This window comes from Cryobacterium sp. (assembly GCF_026786305.1).
Taxonomy (GTDB): Bacteria; Actinomycetota; Actinomycetes; order Actinomycetales; family Microbacteriaceae; genus Cryobacterium.
On the sequence record NZ_JAJAYI010000032.1, the window covers coordinates 1 to 19105 of the forward strand.

At 63.0% G+C, this 19105-nt stretch carries 22 protein-coding genes and 2 pseudogenes; 10 read left to right on the plus strand and 14 right to left on the minus strand.

What is annotated here, in order from left to right:
- The 5 genes and pseudogenes from LH475_RS03215 to LH475_RS03235 all read right to left on the minus strand — a co-directional run.
- Positions 1–711, minus strand: a 711-nt coding sequence (locus LH475_RS03215; RefSeq protein WP_297412859.1) for a molybdopterin-dependent oxidoreductase, incomplete at its 3' end; no start/stop codon positions are given.
- Between the two features lie 317 nt (positions 712–1028).
- Positions 1029–1355 (minus strand): hypothetical protein, encoded by a 327-nt coding sequence (locus tag LH475_RS03220; RefSeq protein ID WP_196845319.1) that lies wholly within the window; start codon positions 1353–1355, stop codon positions 1029–1031.
- 168 nt (positions 1356–1523) lie between these two features.
- Positions 1524–1790: a hypothetical protein gene (locus LH475_RS03225; protein ID WP_196845318.1), complete on the minus strand. Its 267-nt coding sequence runs from the start codon at positions 1788–1790 to the stop codon at positions 1524–1526.
- Between the two features lie 17 nt (positions 1791–1807).
- Positions 1808–4753, minus strand: coding sequence for an EAL domain-containing protein (locus LH475_RS03230; RefSeq protein ID WP_196845317.1), 2946 nt, complete (start codon positions 4751–4753; stop codon positions 1808–1810).
- A 333-nt stretch (positions 4754–5086) separates the two neighbouring features.
- Positions 5087–5496: pseudogene (locus LH475_RS03235) on the minus strand (recombinase family protein); the annotation flags it as partial.
- A 396-nt stretch (positions 5497–5892) separates the two neighbouring features.
- Between LH475_RS03235 and LH475_RS03240 the strand changes: the two are divergent.
- Both LH475_RS03240 and LH475_RS14505 read left to right on the plus strand, forming a co-directional pair.
- On the plus strand, positions 5893–6072 hold the full coding sequence (locus LH475_RS03240; RefSeq protein ID WP_196845316.1) for a hypothetical protein: 180 nt from the start codon (positions 5893–5895) through the stop codon (positions 6070–6072).
- On the plus strand, positions 6069–6269 hold the full coding sequence (locus LH475_RS14505) for an IS3 family transposase (RefSeq protein ID WP_366145583.1): 201 nt from the start codon (positions 6069–6071) through the stop codon (positions 6267–6269). Before LH475_RS03240 ends, LH475_RS14505 begins: the two co-directional genes overlap by 4 nt.
- A 307-nt stretch (positions 6270–6576) precedes the next feature.
- Here the strand turns inward: LH475_RS14505 and LH475_RS03245 are convergent, their stop codons facing one another.
- The 5 genes from LH475_RS03245 to LH475_RS03265 all read right to left on the minus strand — a co-directional run bounded on the left by LH475_RS03245 (position 6577) and on the right by LH475_RS03265 (position 9343).
- Complete coding sequence (locus tag LH475_RS03245; protein ID WP_196845315.1) at positions 6577–7338, minus strand: ParA family protein; 762 nt, start codon at positions 7336–7338, stop codon at positions 6577–6579.
- Positions 7335–7748 (minus strand): Rho termination factor N-terminal domain-containing protein, encoded by a 414-nt coding sequence (locus LH475_RS03250; RefSeq protein ID WP_297412860.1) that lies wholly within the window; start codon positions 7746–7748, stop codon positions 7335–7337. The genes LH475_RS03245 and LH475_RS03250 overlap by 4 nt, the downstream gene beginning before the upstream one ends.
- A 196-nt stretch (positions 7749–7944) precedes the next feature.
- Positions 7945–8325, minus strand: a complete 381-nt coding sequence (locus tag LH475_RS03255; protein ID WP_196845313.1) for a hypothetical protein — start codon at positions 8323–8325, stop codon at positions 7945–7947.
- Between the two features lie 414 nt (positions 8326–8739).
- Positions 8740–8886 (minus strand): hypothetical protein, encoded by a 147-nt coding sequence (locus LH475_RS03260; RefSeq protein ID WP_196845311.1) that lies wholly within the window; start codon positions 8884–8886, stop codon positions 8740–8742.
- Positions 8887–8998: 112 nt separating this feature from the next.
- A complete protein-coding gene (locus LH475_RS03265) occupies positions 8999–9343 on the minus strand; it encodes a cupin domain-containing protein (RefSeq protein WP_196845309.1) in 345 nt (114 codons plus the stop codon).
- A gap of 411 nt (positions 9344–9754) precedes the next feature.
- Between LH475_RS03265 and LH475_RS03270 the strand changes: the two genes are divergently transcribed.
- The 4 genes from LH475_RS03270 to msrA all read left to right on the plus strand — a co-directional run bounded on the left by LH475_RS03270 (position 9755) and on the right by msrA (position 14609).
- The gene (locus LH475_RS03270; protein WP_297412861.1) at positions 9755–11878 is read left to right on the plus strand and encodes a phosphocholine-specific phospholipase C; all 2124 of its coding nucleotides are present in this window, start codon (positions 9755–9757) and stop codon (positions 11876–11878) included.
- Positions 11879–12036: 158 nt separating this feature from the next.
- Complete coding sequence (locus LH475_RS03275) at positions 12037–13110, plus strand: glycerophosphodiester phosphodiesterase family protein (protein ID WP_196845305.1); 1074 nt, start codon at positions 12037–12039, stop codon at positions 13108–13110.
- Between the two features lie 217 nt (positions 13111–13327).
- Positions 13328–13951, plus strand: coding sequence for a LysE family transporter (locus LH475_RS03280; RefSeq protein ID WP_196845303.1), 624 nt, complete (start codon positions 13328–13330; stop codon positions 13949–13951).
- A 142-nt stretch (positions 13952–14093) separates the two neighbouring features.
- Entirely contained in the window at positions 14094–14609 is a 516-nt protein-coding gene (gene msrA / locus LH475_RS03285) for a peptide-methionine (S)-S-oxide reductase MsrA (protein WP_196845301.1), read from the plus strand.
- Between the two features lie 209 nt (positions 14610–14818).
- On the opposite strand, the gene LH475_RS03290 is transcribed toward msrA, so the two are convergent.
- A complete protein-coding gene (locus LH475_RS03290) occupies positions 14819–15625 on the minus strand; it encodes a pseudouridine synthase (RefSeq protein ID WP_297412862.1) in 807 nt (268 codons plus the stop codon).
- Between the two features lie 256 nt (positions 15626–15881).
- Between LH475_RS03290 and LH475_RS03295 the strand changes: the two genes are divergently transcribed.
- The 4 genes and pseudogenes from LH475_RS03295 to LH475_RS03310 form a co-directional block, all read left to right on the plus strand.
- Positions 15882–16088 carry a hypothetical protein gene (locus tag LH475_RS03295; protein WP_297412864.1) on the plus strand — a complete coding sequence of 69 codons (207 nt, stop codon included), beginning with the start codon at positions 15882–15884 and terminating at the stop codon, positions 16086–16088.
- A 2-nt stretch (positions 16089–16090) separates the two neighbouring features.
- On the plus strand, positions 16091–16510 hold the full coding sequence (locus LH475_RS03300; RefSeq protein ID WP_297412865.1) for a DUF1232 domain-containing protein: 420 nt from the start codon (positions 16091–16093) through the stop codon (positions 16508–16510).
- Between the two features lie 29 nt (positions 16511–16539).
- Positions 16540–16893, plus strand: a complete 354-nt coding sequence (locus LH475_RS03305; RefSeq protein ID WP_196845296.1) for a metalloregulator ArsR/SmtB family transcription factor — start codon at positions 16540–16542, stop codon at positions 16891–16893.
- Positions 16890–17271, plus strand: a pseudogene (locus tag LH475_RS03310) (cobalt transporter); the annotation flags it as partial. The gene LH475_RS03305 and the pseudogene LH475_RS03310, both read left to right, overlap by 4 nt.
- Before the next feature lie 315 nt (positions 17272–17586).
- Here LH475_RS03310 and LH475_RS03315 read toward each other — a convergent pair.
- The 3 genes from LH475_RS03315 to LH475_RS03325 form a co-directional block, all read right to left on the minus strand.
- On the minus strand, positions 17587–17952 hold the full coding sequence (locus LH475_RS03315) for a hypothetical protein (protein WP_196845294.1): 366 nt from the start codon (positions 17950–17952) through the stop codon (positions 17587–17589).
- 182 nt (positions 17953–18134) lie between these two features.
- Positions 18135–18803 (minus strand): DUF4386 domain-containing protein, encoded by a 669-nt coding sequence (locus tag LH475_RS03320; protein WP_196845293.1) that lies wholly within the window; start codon positions 18801–18803, stop codon positions 18135–18137.
- A gap of 38 nt (positions 18804–18841) precedes the next feature.
- Positions 18842–19069: a hypothetical protein gene (locus LH475_RS03325; protein WP_196845291.1), complete on the minus strand. Its 228-nt coding sequence runs from the start codon at positions 19067–19069 to the stop codon at positions 18842–18844.
- Positions 19070–19105 lie beyond the last annotated feature (36 nt).

The window sequence follows — 19105 nt, forward strand, 5'->3', positions numbered from 1 at the left end:
CGGATGGTTCGTTCCCGGATTCTGGCCCATGATGATGATGAGATCGGCTTGGGCGAAGTCGTCGTAGCTGATCGTGGCCTTGCCGATGCCCAGCGTCTGGCCCATGGCCCATCCGGTTGACTCATGGCACATGTTCGAACAGTCAGGCAGGTTGTTCGTTCCGAAAGCGCGCACGAAAAGTTGGTACGCGAAGGCGGCCTCATTCGAGGCGCGCCCGCTCGTGTAGAAGGCGGCCTCGTCTGGGGACGTGAGAGCGTTGAGCTTCGTGGCCAAGACGGAGAACGCGTCGTTCCAGCTGATCGGTCGGTAGTGGTCAGCGCCGGCGGGCTTATAGACCGGCTCGGTGAGGCGCCCCTGCATTCCGAGCCAGTATTCCGACTTCTCCAGCAGGTCGTCAATAGAATACTGGGCCCAGAAGTCCGAGTCGATGGTGACCGGTGTGGCTTCCCAGGTGACGGCTTTCGCGCCGTTCTCACAGAATTCGAAGGTCTTGCGGTGAGTGGGGTCCGGCCAGGCGCAGCTGGGGCAGTCGAAGCCGTCTTTCTGGTTGAGGGCGAGCATCGTCTTGCCGGTACGGATGACGCCCAGATTCTCCAACGCCGGCTTCATGGAGTGGTATACGCCGGGCATGCCCGCGGCCCAGTCTTTGGGTTTTGTGACCTCGAGGTCGGATTCGTCTGGTTCTGCCGCCGAGAGATGCTCACGAGTCATGGGCCTTACCCTTTCCACACCCCGATTTGAGCTGTGTCCTCCAGACCTAACAGGCTTGGCGAGTTGTTGCGAGACCTCAACCCTACGTGTCAGGGTTGCCTGAAGCCAGCAGTTGATAGCAAGTTCGGCGTTTGACGTAGGGCGAGAATCAGGAATCATCACCATGCTCAGCCCGTCTGTGACCTGAGTGCTCGACGATAGTTTGGGCTGCTGGGTCGCCTCTGGTGACAGCGCGAAATCCTGCGCCATCACACCGGAATCGTAGGCCCGACAAAGGAACGACGAGAGCCCGCCCCCTCCAGGGCGAGCGCTCGTCGTTATGCCGTGCTGACCGCGCCCCATTCTGTCACCGTGACGATCCCCCCACAGATGAGGAAGACCATCACGATCAGCAGGGTGAGCGTCGCGAGGATACCGAGCTTGAGTCGCTTACGGCTCACGGCAAAGCGGATGACCACCATCGCCGCGTACAGCGCCACCACGATAACGAGTCCCGTCGTCGCGACCCCGGCTGGGCTGAGCCACTGCATAGCGAAGAGCAGGGCGCCGCAGAGGAGCGTGAGAGCGCCGCCCACCACAAGCCAGATAGCGCCCGTCGAGGTAGTCAGCGGTCGTTGATCGAATACTCGCTGTGACTCTGACACGATCGACACCCTCTCGTCTCGTCTTGCGCGTTATCCACGTTGCCACTCGCGAGAAGAAAGCGCCAGAGCCGAGAACGCATCCGCTCCATCTGCGCCCGTTCAAGTGCCACCCGGTTCTGGAGTAGTGCCCCGAACTGGGTCCAAACCAAAAAATAATAATTTGAATTTTCAACCCGGTTTGCCGTTGGCGTCACCGATGGTCCCAATCGACACCACGAGGCCCTCGTGGGCCACGGTCCCACGTGGCTTACGTCCGCGCACGAGGCCGTTCATACCCTCGAGGCGCATCAGCCGGTCGACCGAGACGGCGTCAAAAAGGGTGCGTTTGGGCGACAGCGCAGGTCTTCGAGGCACGAAGACCCAAGAAGTAACCAGGACACCCTGCGCGCGCAGGACCTCGCAGGTCACCTCGACTCCGTGGCCGTCGACTTTCATCCGAAAGATGAAAGCGACTATGGACGGTTTCGAGGATCAAGCTCCCCGTGCACGCCGCTCCCGGTTCGACCCGACAACGCCCGTTGCCCCCGGGCGGTGTCGTGTGCGGCCAACAACACCAGGTCGCGATTGCTGGATCGTTCGAGTGCTGCCGGGTCGAAGATCGCAGCAGGGCGGCCGAGCAGGTAGCCCTGCACCAGCGCGCAGCCCGATTCGGAGAGGGTGTCGAGCTGGTCAACGGTCTCCACGCCCTCGGCCACGACTTCGATATCGAGCTTCTGCGCAAGCGCGAGGATCCCCTGCACGAGGGCGACGGAGGACCGGGCAGGAATATCCATGATGAAGGTGCGATCGATCTTGATCTGATCGACCGGCAGGGAATTGAGCCACGCGAGCGTGGAAAACCCGGTTCCGAAATCATCGAGTGAGATCCGGATGCCGAGCTGGCGGAGCTCGGTGAGTCGTTCGACGACGCCGGGCAGGTCGATCAGTGCACGGCTCTCGACGACCTCGAGAATGAGGCGTCGGGGCGAGAGATGGTTTCTGGTGAGGGCGGCGCGCACCGTCGGCAGCAGCCGGGGGTCGACCAGCGTCGCGCTTGCGAGGTTGACGGCGACGTGCAACGGCTCGTCACCCGGTTGCGCCCAGCCTGCCAGCGCCGCGCACGCGTTCTCCATCGCCCACAGGTCCAGTTTGGTGATCATGCCGGTCTCTTCCGCGAGCGGAAGGAATGCGGCCGGCGCCAATAACCCCAGGCGCGGATGATTCCAGCGAATGAGTCCCTCGGCACCCACAACCCTGATGCCACCGGCGGCGGAAATATTGAGGACCGGCTGGAAGTGCAGGCGCATTTCGTTCCGGTCGATGGCGACCGAGAGCTCCGTCTCAAGCGACGGCTGTGACGAGGCGGATGCCGTTTCGCCGGAGACGGCGATCTGGTTGCGACCCGTCCTCTTCGCCTCGTACATCGCCGTGTCAGCCGAGGCGAGGAGCCGTTCACCGCGCCCGCCCTCACCCGTGTAGATGGCCACACCCACGCTCGTGGAGATACGCAGGTCCTGGCCGGCGAGATGAAAGGGCACATTGAGGCTGTCGACGATGCGTCCGGCCATTTCGAGCGCCGTCGACTGGCATGGCACATCGGTGGCGAGCACCGCGAATTCGTCCCCGCCGAGGCGGCCGATGGTATCCCCCGGGCGAACCTCGGAACGGAGGCGCGCGGCGACCTGGCGGAGCAGTTCGTCCCCAGCGCCGTGCCCGAGGTCGTCGTTGACCTTCTTGAAGTTGTCGAGGTCGCAGAACATCACCACGGTGCCCGTGCCGGCATGTGCCCGGTTCTCGCCGAGCGCCTGGTCCAGCCGCTCGGCGAACAGCACCCGGTTGGGTAAGCCGGTGAGAGAGTCGTGCAGGGACTGGTGCCGCACGGTTGCGAGCAATCTGGCATTTTGCAAGGCCGTTGCGCCCTGGCTGCTCACCCCGGCCATCCGGGTCAAGGCCGCCCGATGCACCTCTGGTGTGAGGTGACCCCGCCAAACGGCGGCCGCGATCCCCATCAGGAGATCGCCATCGAGCAATGGGACCACGACAACATTCGGGGCCCGAGTGGCGCCAAGCAACTGTACAAGGAGCGGGCTGGCCTCGTCCGCCCTGATGAGGACCGGTTCGTGGTTGGTCAGGAGTCCGATCAGCTCGGGAGTCGTCGAGGCCGGGATCGGCGTGGCGAGCAGCACCTGACGCTCATCCGGCTCAAAGCCGTCGCAGGCGACTGCCTGGAGCGACGCGAGGCCGGCGTCCCAGAGCAGGACCGCCGCGGCGTCGCACTCGACGATAGTCGGCAGGGCGGCCGCAATGATGTCCGCAACGCCGCTCGTGCTGCCGGCGGTGGCCAGTTCGTTAGCCAGCGCGAGCAGCGCCGTCGAGCGGCTCTCTTCCCGGCGGCTGTCCTCGAGCGCAGTGAAGAGGTCCAGGGCTGCCGCCGCGTGGCTGGCGTAGGCCTCGAGCAGCGCCCGGTCCGCGTCCATGGGACGCTGCCCCCGCGGGTACAGGGCCGCGAGGCGCCCGTGAACCTGGCGAGTCGACGCCACGTCGACGACAACGGCGGAACTGCCGAGGCTGTCGCCCTCGAGCAGCCGCGGCGCGAGTTCCGCGGCTCGCTCATCGGTGAGACCCAAAAAATGCACGAGCGGCGCCCCGCCGTGAGTCGGCTTAACGACAAAGAGGTAGGACGGCGCGAGGACCGCTGCTGCCGCGCGACCCACGATTCTGGCGAGCACCTCGCCGATATCGTCGCTGCTGACGAGGTCCGCCTCAGCCAGCTGTATCCGCTGGACCTGTTCACGCAAGGCTGCGAATCCACGATCGGCCGCGCGCCTACCGCTGCGCCATGACCACCAGTGCAGTCGCCGGGACCACGTGAGGCGGTATACACAGGCCGGATTTCCATCCGACTGGCACTCGGCTTGAACGATATGCGCCGATTCCAGCCCGAAGATACGTGGCACGGCAGAGAACAGGCCCTGCGCATACTCGCAATCCAGCCTGGACGGAGCGTATCCGTCGTGGAGATGAAAGCTGAGCGTCGCATCCGTGGGACCGATGGTGACGAGCGCGAGCGAAGACGTCGTGCTGAATTTCGGGACCATCCTCGGGAGCTGGTAGTACACGGCGCGGGGTGATGCGAAAGCGCTCAGAAGTTGCGCAATAGCCGGATGGAACCTGTCCGCAGCGGCAGATTCGCCAATTTTGAACATTGTCCCCGGGCCGAGGGCATCCGTCACGGCCTCAAAAAGCCGGATGCGGGTGTCGTAGCCGATCCACATGGCTTCCTCTAACTCCTCGACCGACTGGGTGATCCCGGCCGCCGCGAGTACGTCAGCGACCGCTTGGACGCCACCGCGCTCACGGACGAAGCGCAGTACCAGCATCACCGTCGCGCTGGACGTCTCACGCGCTTCCGCAAGCATTGCAACCCCCATGTTGGTGACTATCGGCATCCCCGCCCGCGAGGTAACGAGCTAGTTTCGAGTTTCTTAAAGTGCGACCGCAAGATGGAACGAGTGAGGCAGGGAGAATCTCATTGCAGTTCTTGCCTTCCGCGCTGTACTTGATTCAGTATTTCATGGTCTCGGCGTCATCGTGGTGGTGATTGAAGGCAACGACCGAGATGTCGGCGCGGGAATCGCGCCGTACATGGCCGCCCAACCGGACTGGTTGTGGAGACTCACCTCCGCGGTGGTATGAGTCATCGGTGGCTGGCTGTTTGATAACAGTCCTCCTATTTCTTCCTTGCTGAGTGGGCCCCGTCTTTTTGCCAAGGCGATGCCGCCACGTTGACGTTCGCGGATCAGCGATCGCTCGAACTCAGCACATGCTCCCATGACGTTCAGGAGCAGGGTCGCCATCGGGTTGTCGTCTCCCGTGAAGGAGGGCTGCTCTTTCACGAATGCGACCCGGACCTTCTTGGAGGTGAGCGGCGCACGATCGAACGGAGGTCGTCGAGATTGCGAGCAAGGCGGTCCATTGAGTGCACGAAAACGGTGTCGACGTCTCTGGCGAACTTGATCATCTCGTCCAGCTCGGGTCGGTTTTTATCTTTGTCTGACGCCTCTTTCTCGAACACCCGGTCGACGTCGATGCCATCAAGCTGGCGGGTGGTGTTCTGATCGAGGGTGCTGACTCGTACGTATCCAACTCGTTGACCCGTCACGGGGCTCTCCTGCCTGTTACGTCAGGTTGGATTAAAAAAAGACGGCTCGGGCTTTCTACCAATAAAAAATGACCCTATCTTGACAGTTCCAAATGCTGCCTCTTGACGTCCAGTTGGGGTGTACCCACCAGACACCCCTGTGGAAAACGACCAGTGTCGACTCCATGTTCACCAGATTCGACTCCCCCATCACTGTGATCACCCCGAGGGTGTGCGCCTGACGGGTCAGGCCGAGCGGGGGACGGTTTTCATGATGCCAGTCGGGTTGGCGAGCCGGGCACCGCTACACCCGCTGATCGCGGGATGTTGGTCGGCATCAGCTGGGCTGACCCCGGCCAGAGCGCAGGTACTGCCAGTGCCGGAAGCGAGGCGAGTACGAGTGCGTCGGTGCCGGCGATGGCAAGGAGTAGGCCCGTCGGGCTGGCCGCGCAGAATGCCATGTTGCACCGGGAGGTGCCCGCTCACGCCGGCTCGGCGGCCGGTGTCGACTTTGAGATGAGCGTGAGGCGCGGCATCGATCGCCCCGCCGGCATCGACGATTACATCGTCGCAGAGCTCGACTGCCATTTGCAGTGAGTCGTGGCCTCCGACGAGTCCAAAGAGGCCATGGCCAACACCTCCCTGGGTCCGGTCAAACGCAAAACGACATCGTCCGTTATATCGACGGGTTTTACAACAGTCGCCGGCGGCAGTCCTCGATCGGGCAGGTCAGCCCCGTGGACTTCGAGATGCAATATTCATCACAGCTGGCGGAAGTTCGAATCGCCGCTTAACCCGTGTCCACGAACCGGGGTCAAGGCCAGACCCACCACGAATTAGACAAGCGCGACCACAAGGCTGGCCTCGAGAACTGCGATGTTCACCGGACGTGGCTCCGCAGTCCGATGCGACTGGTGCAGGCGTCCAAGCACCTCGGGGGCGTTGAACGGAGCCCACGATCACCGCTGTCAGAAAGATCACAACTATGACCGCCAGCACAACGACCAACCGCCAGGCGATGACGAGCACCGCGAACCCACCCGGCCGTCACGCGTAGTGGTAATAACCGTTCGAGTCCCGTTCGACTCAGGTCAGACGCGTTCAGTTCTTACGCTTGCCCTTCTTGATCTTCACCGTCTCCTGTACCCGCCTCCACAAATCGCCGTATGCCTGCGCAGCCGGTGAGCGGTTCGCGTAGACCGCCACGGGCGCCCGCTCGGCGCCCATCCGTTCGATCTGCACCGTGGCGGGAACGACGATGTCGGTCACTACCTTGCGCGTGAGGGGCAACTGCTCGACCGTGTCGCGGTGCGACCTCTTGCGGCGGTCAACCATCGAAAAGAACCCGATGATCGGCGCCTTCGAGACGGATGCGGCCACGAACTCCATCACCTGATCCAGCGACCGCATCGACAGGGGCGACGGCACCAGCGGCACTACGACGACGTCGGCGGAGTACACGGCGTTCTCCGCGACCAGCGAAGAACCTGGCGGGCAGTCGAGGATGACCACATCGTAGTCACGGTGGATCTGCTCGAGGATCTTCGCGATCCGCTGCTCCGACTTCTTCGCGTGGTCGAAGACGAGGTCGAGATCGCGGTAGCTCGCATCCGCCGGCAGCACATCGAGATTGTCATAGGTGGTCGACCGGATCGCGGCTGTCACCCGGCTCTGGCCAGCGACGAGCGAGCCCACTCCACCCTTGATCTTCGGCTTCACCTGCAGCAGGAACGTCGTGGCGCCCTGCGGATCGAGATCCCAGAGCAGAACCCGGAACTCTCTCGCCGCTTCAAACGCTAGGCTCACGGCTGCCGTGGTCTTGCCGACACCTCCTTTGGTGCTGAAGACCGCGACGACTTTCACGCCGGCTTCGACGAATTCAGTGCAGAGATCAATGCGGACTTGTTCAGGCGCGAATACCCGGCGATCTTCTGCGCCTTCGCTTTTTCACGCAACTCGATCAGAGTGGGCGCGGCGGGCCGGGGCGAGGGCAGCGGCGGGGTGAACGGAGACTTCTTCGCCACGGACTTCGCAGCCGATCGGGTCGCGGTAGAGGCTCTCGCGGTTTCCTTGGCAAGTCGACGGGCGGCTTTTTCCTGCTTCGCCGCCAGCTTCTCGGTCTGCTTGGACAATCCTGCCGCCTTCTTGCGCAGCTTCTTGCTCGAATCGCGCACAGCCTTGTGCGCCGCCTGCACCGATTTCTCGGCGAGAGCCAAAGCCTTCTTCGCCTTTTTCTCGGTGGTTTTCTTCTTATCTGTCTTCGTCTGCGCCATCCTGCGCACCTCCAATGGGTCGATTAGATAACCTGGTCATTTCCTCCACCATAGTGATCCCTTGTCATCGATCGCGTGAACACAAGGTGAGCCGCGTCGTCTCGGAGTAAAATCCCGACCATCGAGCCGATCCGCTACCGCGACGGGACAGCCGCGCGGCGTGGTTGAACGAAGGGCATCTATCCAACTGGGAAACTCAGCTGCCCGCGACGTTGCCAATCCAGCTAAGAGGAACCCCTCCGGTCGGCAAGTTCTTACGGTCCTCGCCGAAGGCCGGATTGGCCTTCCCAAATGCTGTTACCGTCGCGTGCTTGCGCAGTGATTGTTTCAGTGCCTGTACTCCGGAAACAGCCAAGAGGACGCTCACCGCAAGCAAAATGATTCCACCCGCCACGAGCCCCAGTGAACCAGCAGAGTTCGCCACTGTCATCAATAGATACACGCCTAACGGAAGCGTCAACCATGCTCCAACGAAAGATAGCGATCCAAAAACCACGAGGACGTTCCCACGTCGAAGACCACGGATTCGGAGATCATCGGCTAAAGCCAGCTCCTGTGCCACTTGTGAAGCTTCCATGAATGTCACCTCATATTCGTCGCGCAGGGGTGAAGCTCTCCGGCGCAGGTGGGAAAGCGTCGGCGCATCGCCAAGATTGATCTATTACTTGTCCCAGTGCCGAGCAAGACCGATAGTGCAACCACATCGGCTAAACGACATGAGAACATCTGAGTTTCTTCTTGTCGACGCTCGTTGAAAAGTAGATTAGTAACGCTCGCGGAAAAGTAGATCACGATGGTTGTCTATTCTGCGGTGATCTCGGCTCTGGCGGACGGCACGGTCGTGATTCGGTTGCCCTGGAGTCGATAGCTGGTGCCTGTGAGCGAAATGGCGTCGGCGTGGGCAACGATGCAGTCGATCACGGCTGCTGCGACAGCGTTTAAGAAACAGTCCCAACAAGCCGAATGAGTCGAGAGGGATTTATCCGAAAAATCAGAATGCGACAAGCGACGTCCGCCACGAGGAGATGACTGCCCGCCAGCGTTCGCAATCCGATTTCCAGCTCATCGTGTGCTCTGCGTCGAAGTCCTCGAGGTTGACGACGTCGGGTCGGGTGACGCCGGCCGGATAGGTGTCCATGCAGGGGGTGTGCCAATCGCGGTCGCGGGATCGGGACGGGCGTCGCCCGGCGGAGACGGTTGTCCTTCCCTCACACCGGCCTTGACCTGGGCGTTGAGCGACTCGATGGAGCCTAGGGCTGCCATACGATGTCGACCGAGATCTCCACAGCCGATGTCGTGCCTGTGTTTTCGAGCCAGTGCGTGGTGTGCCTGTCTTCGGGCCAGCCCGGTCCGGGCCCGTACTCCTCAGCCGCGCCGTTTCGGTGGTCGGTGATCGTTCCCTGCAGGATGCAGACCATGCCCGGCCTACCCACGTGGTCGTGAATCGGGCCGAAGACGCCTCCAGGTTCGATGGTCACCTTGCGCATCCGGAGCTGGCGCCCCGCCATGCCCGCAATCTCGGGGCCGAGGTCGACTGCGGCAAGCAGTTCGATCGAGACGCCTTTCGAGTCCGGTGCCGCCTGTTCGTCGCTCATGGCATAATTCTCTCTCGATAGACCCGGCGTGCAGACGCGGGGAATTCATTTTTCACCTCGAACGCCAAATCGTCTACCGGCCCCACTGTCAACAGCAGACGCCGGCCCCGCCAACGCAGCCACGTCACCAGCTGATATCCCTATCGCGGTCGAAGCTTCTCCAACTGTCGACCGACGTTCTGTCGACCGAGGTTCTGTCAACCGACGTTGGCTGCCTATAGGAATGCGCTGGGTCCTGGCGGGTTTCGGAGTGTTGCGCCGGTCCAAATCAGGGCCGGCGTCAACGGAGGATGTTCATCCCTCGTTCGGGTTGCATTTGCCGCCCGTCCGGGTGTGGACGCGAAGCTGGCGTGGGAGGGGTGCGACTGTCATTCCGCGCCCTTTTTATGAATATCAATGAAAGGTAGTCGCATGTCCAGCACAGATTTTTCCCGGCGTCGGTTCCTGAGCGCTGCAGCGGCCGCAGCGGCCCTGGGGGCCGCCAATTCCCTTCTCCCTCCCTCTGTGCAGGCAGCGATGGCGCAGCCGATTCGGCCCGGCGGGATGAAGGCCATCAAGCACGTCATTGTGCTGATGCAGGAAAACAGGTCCTTCGACCACTACTTCGGATCCCTGCGGGGAGTCCGCGGCTTCGCGGATCAGGCGGCGCTGCGCTTGCCCAGTGGCACATTCGTTTTCGAACAGGCCACGGTCCACGGTGAGGTCCACGGTGAGACCGTATTGCCGTTCTCATTGCGCAAAGCTGCAGAACTGGCCGGTCGCCCGACCTCGGATATCCAGTATCTGGGCGCGTTGGATCATTCCTGGGCCGGGACGACCGCGGCTTGGGGCAACGGGTGGTACGACAAGTGGATCCCGTCCAAGAGCCCGTCGACCATGACGTACTACGAGCGTGCGGATATCCCGTTGCAGTACGAGCTGGCAGATACCTTCACCATCTGCGATGCCTACCATTGCTCCATCAACGGGTCCACGAACCCGAACCGTAACTATCTCTGGTCCGGAACGGTGGGTAATGAACCTGGTTCCGCGTCCCGCGCCGTCACCAACGCCGCCTATAGCTATGACCATGCCGGCTACGACTGGACCACCTACCCGGAACGGTTGCAGGAGGCCGGGGTGTCCTGGCAGATTTACCAGGATTGGGACAACTTCACCGACAATGCGGTGGAGTACTTTCAGACCTTCAAGAAGATCGGCCACAAGATGCTCGCCGCCGTGGACGGTCACCTGCGCACCACGGAAGAGTTCTACGACAGCCTTGCGGCTCGGACCCCGGCCGAGCAGCAGCGGCTGCTGGGCCAACTCAGCCAGGGCCGTGAGCTACTCAGCGAGGTGGAGAAGTCACTGTTCGACAGGGCAATGTGGCGCGGCAATCCGGATACTCTGTTAGATCGGCTGAGAGCTGATATTGCTGCGAACAAGCTACCCGAGGTCAGCTGGATTGTCCCTTCAGCCGCGGACTCGGAGCATCCCGGAGCCTCTACCCCGGTGGGCAGCGCGAACTTCGTCTACCGGCTGCTCGACACCATCGCCAGCGACCCGGAGACCTGGGCGACGACGGCCATCTTCCTAAACTTTGATGAAAACGATGGCTACTTCGACCATGTCCCACCACCGGTTGCGCCGCGACCGGAGTCTGGCAGTGGCGATGACTGGTTTGGCGGCTCGCCCATCGGCTTGGGCCCACGGGTGCCGATGACCGTCGTCTCACCGTGGACCATTGGCGGCTTCGTCAGCTCAGAAGTCTTCGACCACACGTCCGTGATCCGCTTTCTGGAAAGCTGGACGGGGGTTGAGGAGCCGAATATTTCCGCGTGGCGGCGCACAGTCTGCGGCGATCTGACCAGCGTTTTTGACTTCACCACGGCGGGCACACAACCCCAGGTGGATCACCCGGGCCCGGTTCCCGCCGCTACTTCCCGCTGGCTTCCCACCCCGCCGGCGGCCCAGGCCGCACCCTTCCAGGAATCCGGTAGCCGTCCGGCTCGCCCGTTGCCCTACTACCCGCAGATTTCCGCCCAGGCACGTCAGGACGGCAGCGTGACGCTGGCACTGAAGAACACCGGTCCGCGCTCCACACACTTCACGCTGTACGGCTATGCGAACGAATATTCCGTGCCGCAGCACTTCGACGTGCAGAAGCGACGGAGCGTTGACGTTCCGGTCAAGAAGGGGACGTTCGACCTCGTCGTCTCCGGGCCAAACGGTTTCCAGTACGCGCTATCGGGCACGTCCGCTGGCGCTGCTGTGGGCGTGGACGCCAGCATTACGGAGAACCGGACGACGAGCGACGTGGAACTCGCAGTCAGCAACACCGGATCCGTTGCCATCACGCTGACGCTCACGTCCCTGCAATACGTCAGCCACGCCCAGATCGAGGTCCTGCGGCCCGGACAGCAGAAGAAGCTCCGCTGGCCGGCCCCAAACGGCTGGTACGACGTTGACATCAGCACCACGGAGGACGCGACCTTCCGCCGCCGCCTGACAGGACGGGTCGAGAACGGCGCGGCCGTGCTCTCGGTCCACTCCTGAATCCGTGCCCGAGCTGCTCGGTGATGAAAACATTCGTCACGCGGGGCGTTCGTTCCGCGAGTGTTCACCAGAGGGGCGCGCTTCGGCAACCAGAATGGTGCGCCTCAAACCTATGGTTTGTGACGTTACAAACGAATTCGAATTGAGCGGAGCTCCCGATGTCCTTACGTCATGTCCTGGCCACCCTGGGCCTAATTCCCGCCTTGATGGCGCCTGTCGCGGTGCAGGCGGCCGCAGCCGACGATTCTGGCTTGCGACCCCAGCAGACCCACTTCGATCTGCAGGCCCACCGGGGTGGCATCGGCATGACCACTGAGGAATCGCTGGAGGGGTTCGGCAAGGCCATGCGTCTGGGTGTCACGACGCTGGAGCTGGACACCCAAATCACCAAGGACGAAAAAGTAGTCGTCAGCCACGACCGGCAGATCAGCCCGTCAAAGTGTCGCGACACGGCACCTGTTACGTCCGCCGACCCGATGTACCCGTACGTGGGTAAATTCATCAAAGATCTGACCCTGGCTCAGATCAAGACGATGGATTGTGGCTTCCAGCAGCTGCCCGGCTTTCTCGACCAGGAGCAGATAAAGGGCTTCCGGATGGTCGAGCTGAAAGATGTGTTATATCTGGTCAAGAGCTACCACGCTCAGCAGATAAAGCTCAACATCGAGACGAAGGTCGAGGCCGGTGCTCCCGAGCAGACTGCACCGGTAGGTCTCTTCGTCCGTCGGGTCTTCGAGGAGATCCACGCCTCCGGGATCGAGGACCAGGTCACCATCCAGTCCTTTGCCTGGGGGGCACTGAACGAAATGCACAGCCTCGCGCCGACGTGGCCTCTGGTGGCATTGACCAACCGCGACTTTCTGCAGGTCGGTCAGCCCGGTGCCTCGCCGTGGCTCGGCGGCGTCGACGCAGACACCTACGGCGGCGATCTCGTCACGACGGCTGCCGCCGCGATTCCCGGCGGCCTGACCGCAGTATCACCCAACTATGGGTTCCCCCAGAATGGCAAGGTCGGCGACCCCGGGTTCCAGTTCTACCCCGATCAGCTGATGGTATCTGCGGCACACGCCCGCGGTCTCAAGATCATTCCGTGGACCTGCGATGATCCGGCCACAGTGAAGGAGCTCATGGACCTAGGTGTCGACGGCATCATCACGGACTACCCGAATCGGGTTCGGCAGATCATGGCCGACCGCGGAATGAGACTACCGAAGGCATACGAGCCGCGCTGAGCCTCGATAACCTGACCCGACGAGAAACCGGCCAACGTGATCGAGGGGCGGTGGGGCATGTGGTCGAGACGGTGAAGTTCACCGCACCGGCCGCCGCTTGTGCGAGGTTCCACTGATCACGAGAACCTGAGGAAAACCGATCGTGCGTTGGAGCAAATCGGCTTCAGGTCAGCGGCAGCTTTCGCGCCCTGCGGGCGGGTGCACCTAAACTTGCTCGGTGCAGTTCTCTTTGTGGTTGGCCCTTCTCGGCGCGGGTACCCTGATCAGTTTCACGCCCGGCGCGGGGGCGATCAACACCATGAGCAACGCGATCAATTCGGGGTTTCGGCGCTCCATCTGGGGCATTCTCGGTCAGCAGGCCGCGATTGTCATTCACATCGTGATCGTGGCGCTCGGTGTGGGGCTGCTCGTGGCCAGTTCCCCGCTCGCGTTCAACATCATTCGCTACGCGGGCGCCGCCTACCTCGTGTATCTCGGCATCCGTCAATTTCTCGCCAAACCGGGCCTCGACGCCGAGAGCGTCCACGCGCTTCGTAATGAGCCACGCTGGTCGATGTTTCGACGCGGGCTGTGGGTCAACATGCTCAACCCCAAGGCGATCGTGTTCTTTCTGGCGTTCCTGCCCCAGTTCATTCGGGTCGACCAGCCCATGCTTCCGCAGTATCTGATCGCCGCCGCGACCGTCATCGTTATCGATGTTCTGGTGATGTGGTTCTTCTTCGCCGGAACGGCGCACTCGTTTCAGCGCTTCACCCGCAACGCTCACGGTCAGCGCGTTCTGAACCGAATCTTCGGCGTACTATTCATCGGCGTCGGCGTGCTGCTCGCCGTCATCCACTGAGACCTCGACTCCAAGCCACTTCGGCACCCGGGCTTTCAGAGTCTGGGCAGGTGCCGTTCGTATACCCGGAACATTCACGCGACGCGTAGCGTTGCATCCAATATGTCGGCTCGGGCCGGCATCACAGACCTCGAGGAGAACAATGAATACGGAACGAGCAATTCTGGCCAGCGGCTGCTTCTGGGGAGCCCAGCAACTGTTGCGCAGGCGCCCAGGTATTCTATCGAGCCGGGTCGGTTACTCGGGCGGTGATACCCCGAACGCGACCTACCGTCATCACGGCGACCACGCCGAGGCCGTCGAGATCGACTTCGATCCTGCCGTGATCAGCTACCGCGAAGTACTCGAGTTCTTCTTTCAGATTCACGACCCGTCAACCAAGAACCGGCAGGGCAACGATGTTGGCCGCAGCTACCGTTCCGCCATTTACTACACATCGCCGTCACAGAAGCAGGTGGCTGAAGAGACGATAGCGGATGTCGACGCCTCCGGCATCTGGCCGGGCCCGGCTGTCACCGAGGTTGAGCCGGCCGGTGACTTCTGGGAGGCCGAAGACGACCACCAGGACTATCTGGAGAAGTACCCGAACGGGTACACCTGCCACTTCGTGCGCCCCGCCTGGCAACTGCCAAGCCGAGCGGATGCATCCACTAACTGATCCCGCGGCCACGCCCGATTCACCGTCGTTGATACGGCGTCCCGAGGCGCCGGCGCGGCGGTGCCCAGCCGCTCACCATCATGATCGTCGGACCAACGGTGCCGGATTGGTGCACACTCCGGGAACCTCCGGTCACCGAAATGTGAGCGGGTGGCCAAAAATCGGGTCACATGACCTCAATTCGGTTCACTCGGCCGGGGTGATCAGCCTCACGCCCCGAGGGCCCCAACGCCCTCGCCAAGCAGTGGCAACCGCCGCACGCTCTCGAACTGCCGCACTCCCCCGTCGATCGGGTCGGTGAAGCTCAGTTCGCTGGCCAGAAGCTGCAGGGGTCGCTGGAAATCGTGCACCGGGACATCAAGAACCACGGGGTAGAGCGGGTCGTCGGTGATCGGTATACCCAGGCCCAGCATGTGCATGCGCAACTGGTGGGTGCGGCCGGTGCGCGGTGACAGCCGGTAGCTGCCCTGGTCGCCCTGCTCGGACTCGAGTTCGATCAGCGTCTCGGCGTTGGCCGGGGCGTCGGGCACGACCTCGCCCTGCCACTGGCCAAGCCGCGTGGCGAGGTGGTTCCGCACGGTGACGGGCAGTTCGAGACCGGGCCGAAGCGGGGCCAGCGCCCGATAGGTCTTGCCGACCTCTCCGCGTTGAAACATCGACTGATAGCCCCCGCGCCATCGCCGTTCGGTAGCCAGAATCAGCAGGCCGCTGGTGACGCGGTCGAGCCGGTGCAGCGGAGAGAGTTCGGGCAGCCCGAGCTGGGCGCGCAGGCGCACCACAACGCTCTGCACGACGTGCCGACCGCGCGGAATCGTCGACAGAAACGGCGGCTTGTCGATCACGACGATGCGCTCGTCGCGATAGATCAGGTGGATGGGCCCCGGTACGACAACCTCGTCGGCGAGGTCGCGGTGAAACCAGACGAAGGTGTGCGGTCGGTAGGGGTCGCGGCCGAACACTGGCGCGCCGGTTTCGTAGACAAAACGCGCGTCGCCGAGAAACCCGGGGACGTCCACGGACTCTGACAGCCGTTCGTGGAGCCAGGCACCCATAGTCGGCCACGGCTGCGGCTGCGCGCGCTCGGGAGTGCACACCCACGCAGCGTCGAGCCCGTGTCGCTGTAGGAGAGGAGAATGCGGGGGCACCCTTCGATCGTACGTTGCCTCACCGACAGCGTTGGCAGCCGGTGCAGCGTGTGTGTGAGCAGACCCGAGTGTACGGAGAACTACTGGCGAAGACTGGGTTGGGGTCATCGACTGGGAGAATCGGGTCATGACGACTTTCCCTATTAGTGGCACTGCCGGAGACCTTCTACGACGGGGCAGGCCTCTGGAATGGTTCACGCTGGGCTGGAAAGTGGTCGGGGTGATCGTGCTCGCCACAATCGCGATCACGGCATCGTCCGTGGCCATGGCCGGATTCGCCATCGTCTCTTACGCCGTCCGGGAATCCATCCATATTTTCCACGGGGAGGAGTAGCCGTGTCGGAGTGGTGGCAGGTTGTCCTCAGCGTTATCGCCGGTCTGATCGTGGTCTGGCTGGTGCTTGTTCTTATTCTCTGGCTCGAGCAACGCAAACATCCGGGTCGTGCGTCGCTCGTGGACCTTCTTCGTCTCGCCCCGGACGTGGTCCGCCTGCTGAAGCGGCTCGCCTCAGACCGAGCCGTGCCGATCGGGGTCCGGATCTGGTTGGGCGTGCTGCTGGTGTATCTGATCTCTCCGATCGACCTCATTCCAGACTTCATCCCGGTGCTGGGGTATGCCGATGACGCGTTGGTCGTCGCGAGCGCTCTCCGCTTCGCGACCAGGCGGGCGGGCAGCGACGCCATCACGAAACACTGGCCGGGGACCCCGGCCGGTCTGGCAGCCGTGCTGCGCCTGGCAGGGTTGGCCGCTTCCTGACAGTTCAGTCTTCAGTGTAAAGTCAGTAGATGCTGACTATTGCTTCGCGGGTGCACGTGATGAATCGATTGGGCCGAGCAATGGCCGACCCCACCCGGTCACGGATTCTCCTTGCTCTGCTGGGGGGTCCCGGATATCCGGGCACGCTCGCCCAAGACTTGGAGCTGACTCGGTCGAACGTCTCGAATCACCTGTCGTGCTTGCGCGGTTGCAGGATCGTCGTTGCCATCCCCGAGGGTCGGTCGACCCGGTATGAGATCGCCGACCCTCATCTGACAAAAGCTCTGACCAGCCTGGTTGAGGTCGTCCTCGCCGTCGACGATGGGGCCGCGTGCACCGACGACACCTGCGGCGTGCCGCTGTGCTGCGGGGCCGGCGCATAACCGCGTCGCCAGAGCTGATCGGGTTCGGTCTTGACTCCCTCGTTGAGGTGCTGTCCGCGGCCGCGGTGGCATGGCAATTCTCCGGCCCCGACCCTCAGCCTGGCTGAAAGGGGTGCCGGCCGGAAACTAGGTTCCGCCACGGCCATCGCGGACTCGAAACAAACCCTGATTTACTCCTATCTCTCGGCTGCGCTCCTGATCGGGCTGCTGCTGAACACCCTGCTCGGGTGGACGTGGGCCGACTCTGGTGCAGCGTTGGTGCTCGTCGTCTTCGCCATCCGGGAGGGCCTCGAGGCCTGGCGAGGCGATGCGTGCAAGGCCCCCGTGTCAGCCCTGACCGGCGAGCGGACCGTGGAACACGACGACTGCTGCGGCTGACCAGAAACTTCAAAGGGGCATCTGCTGGTGCTATCTGTGGCTGTGGCTGTGGGCGAGACGGCAGGAGTCGGTGCCGGGCAGCGCCGCCAGGCGCACGCCGGTCGCATTGAAATGGTTCACCGCCTGAGACTGGGTGACCGAACGTCGGATTGGCGCCGCTGGGTGCCAACGATCTACCTCTACCCACAGTTCGAGGGCGTCCCCGCCCCGTCCTAACCAGCCCGCACACGCATCTGCGAGGTCAGCGGATAGTACCGCTCCAGGGATTTCGAGCCGCGATCGCTTTCACAGTCTCACCGCGCGGTGATGGGGCGCTCAATTTAGTCCTTTGGGGGTTGGGTGGAGCAGTGCCGGGCACTCGAGCGTGCCTTGGACAAGCCGGAACGGTGGGTACTCGTCACGCAGCAGAGATGTGCAGGCGAGCACCCGATATATCCCGCGATTGATTCCCATGATCAGGTTGAACAGACCAAAACCGTACACCTTCGTGAACAACAGGAAGAGGGCGACGATGAACACCAGCAGGGCCAGCAGCCCGCCCACGGGTTGACCGTTGCACGCCGCCGACGAACCGCCGGCCAACACCGCCACAATGACCGGGTGCGGCAGGGCGAGCAGCCGCGACGTGACCAAGACCTTCCAGCGGGACAGCCGCTCCGGGTAGCGAACGTCGAATGTCACCGAGAAGGCGTTGCGACCCGGCGCTCACGAGCACCCCCAGGATGAGAAGCAGCATGTGGACGGTACTCATTTTCAGGCGGGGTGACTCCTCTGAAATTGTAGTGGTCATGATGGTGCTCCTTCGGTTCGGTGGTGCGTGGGGGTTGTGAGTTCGGCGTAGCCGGTCTTGCGCCCCCGCATCGTCAGAGCCCCGCCGTGACGGGCGACGGCTTGAAGCCCTTGGCGACCAGAAAGACGCCGAGGGAGAACTCCCAGCTGGCCAGCAACAGCGCGCCGACGCCCGACAGCAACGACGACGGACCCCAGAGCCCGAACAGCGTGCCGACCACCGACGCGATCAGAATCGGCGCCCCGATGAAGCCGAGCACGGGAAGAACCCGCGGAACCAGCCGCGACCGATACATCAGTGAACCGAGCAGCAGGGCGTTCAGCGCGGGGATGAAGCCCTGGCCGAGCACCGTCGTCCAGGTGTTCAGCGCGAGCAGGGCCTTCCCGGTGATGATGGCATCGGCCCCGGCCCCGGCCTGCCGCAGGCTCACAATGGCCATGAGGGCCACGACTCCGGCGAAGACGGTGGCAGCCTCGAGGGTTCGCGCCGCGACGAAGCCGAGCGCGACTCCCTCGTTCCGCCGCCGGACCACCGGGTACAGCGCAACGGCAGTGCCGATACAGCCCAGGGCCACGATGATCTCGAGCACGACAGCGATGATAACGGCGGTGTCGGGGCCGGCACGGATGATGTAGCCGGGGTCGGTGCGCACCGCCGCGTAGAGGCCAAGGGTGGGGATGGAGATGAAGGTGACTCGGTAGCAGATGCCCGCGGCGAGCGCGGACTTTCGCAGCGAGGTCATTCGAGGGCGATAGTTGTGGTTGACACGATGTTCTCCTTCTACGGTTCGTCGATCTGAGTGACCGGCACGAGTGCCAGTCCGGTGTCGCGCAGCTTCTGCAGCACACCGTGCAGCGCGGCCTGATCGTGAATCAGGCCATTAATGAGGGTGGTTCCGTCGCTCTGCGGGGCGAGGGTGAGCTCGTCGAACCAGGCGACCCAGCGCGGGCCGAGGTGCCCCCTGACACAGATCTCGAACCGGTGCGGTTCAGGGCCGGCTCCTGTCACGATGGGCTCCTGTCACGATGGGCTCCTGTCACGATG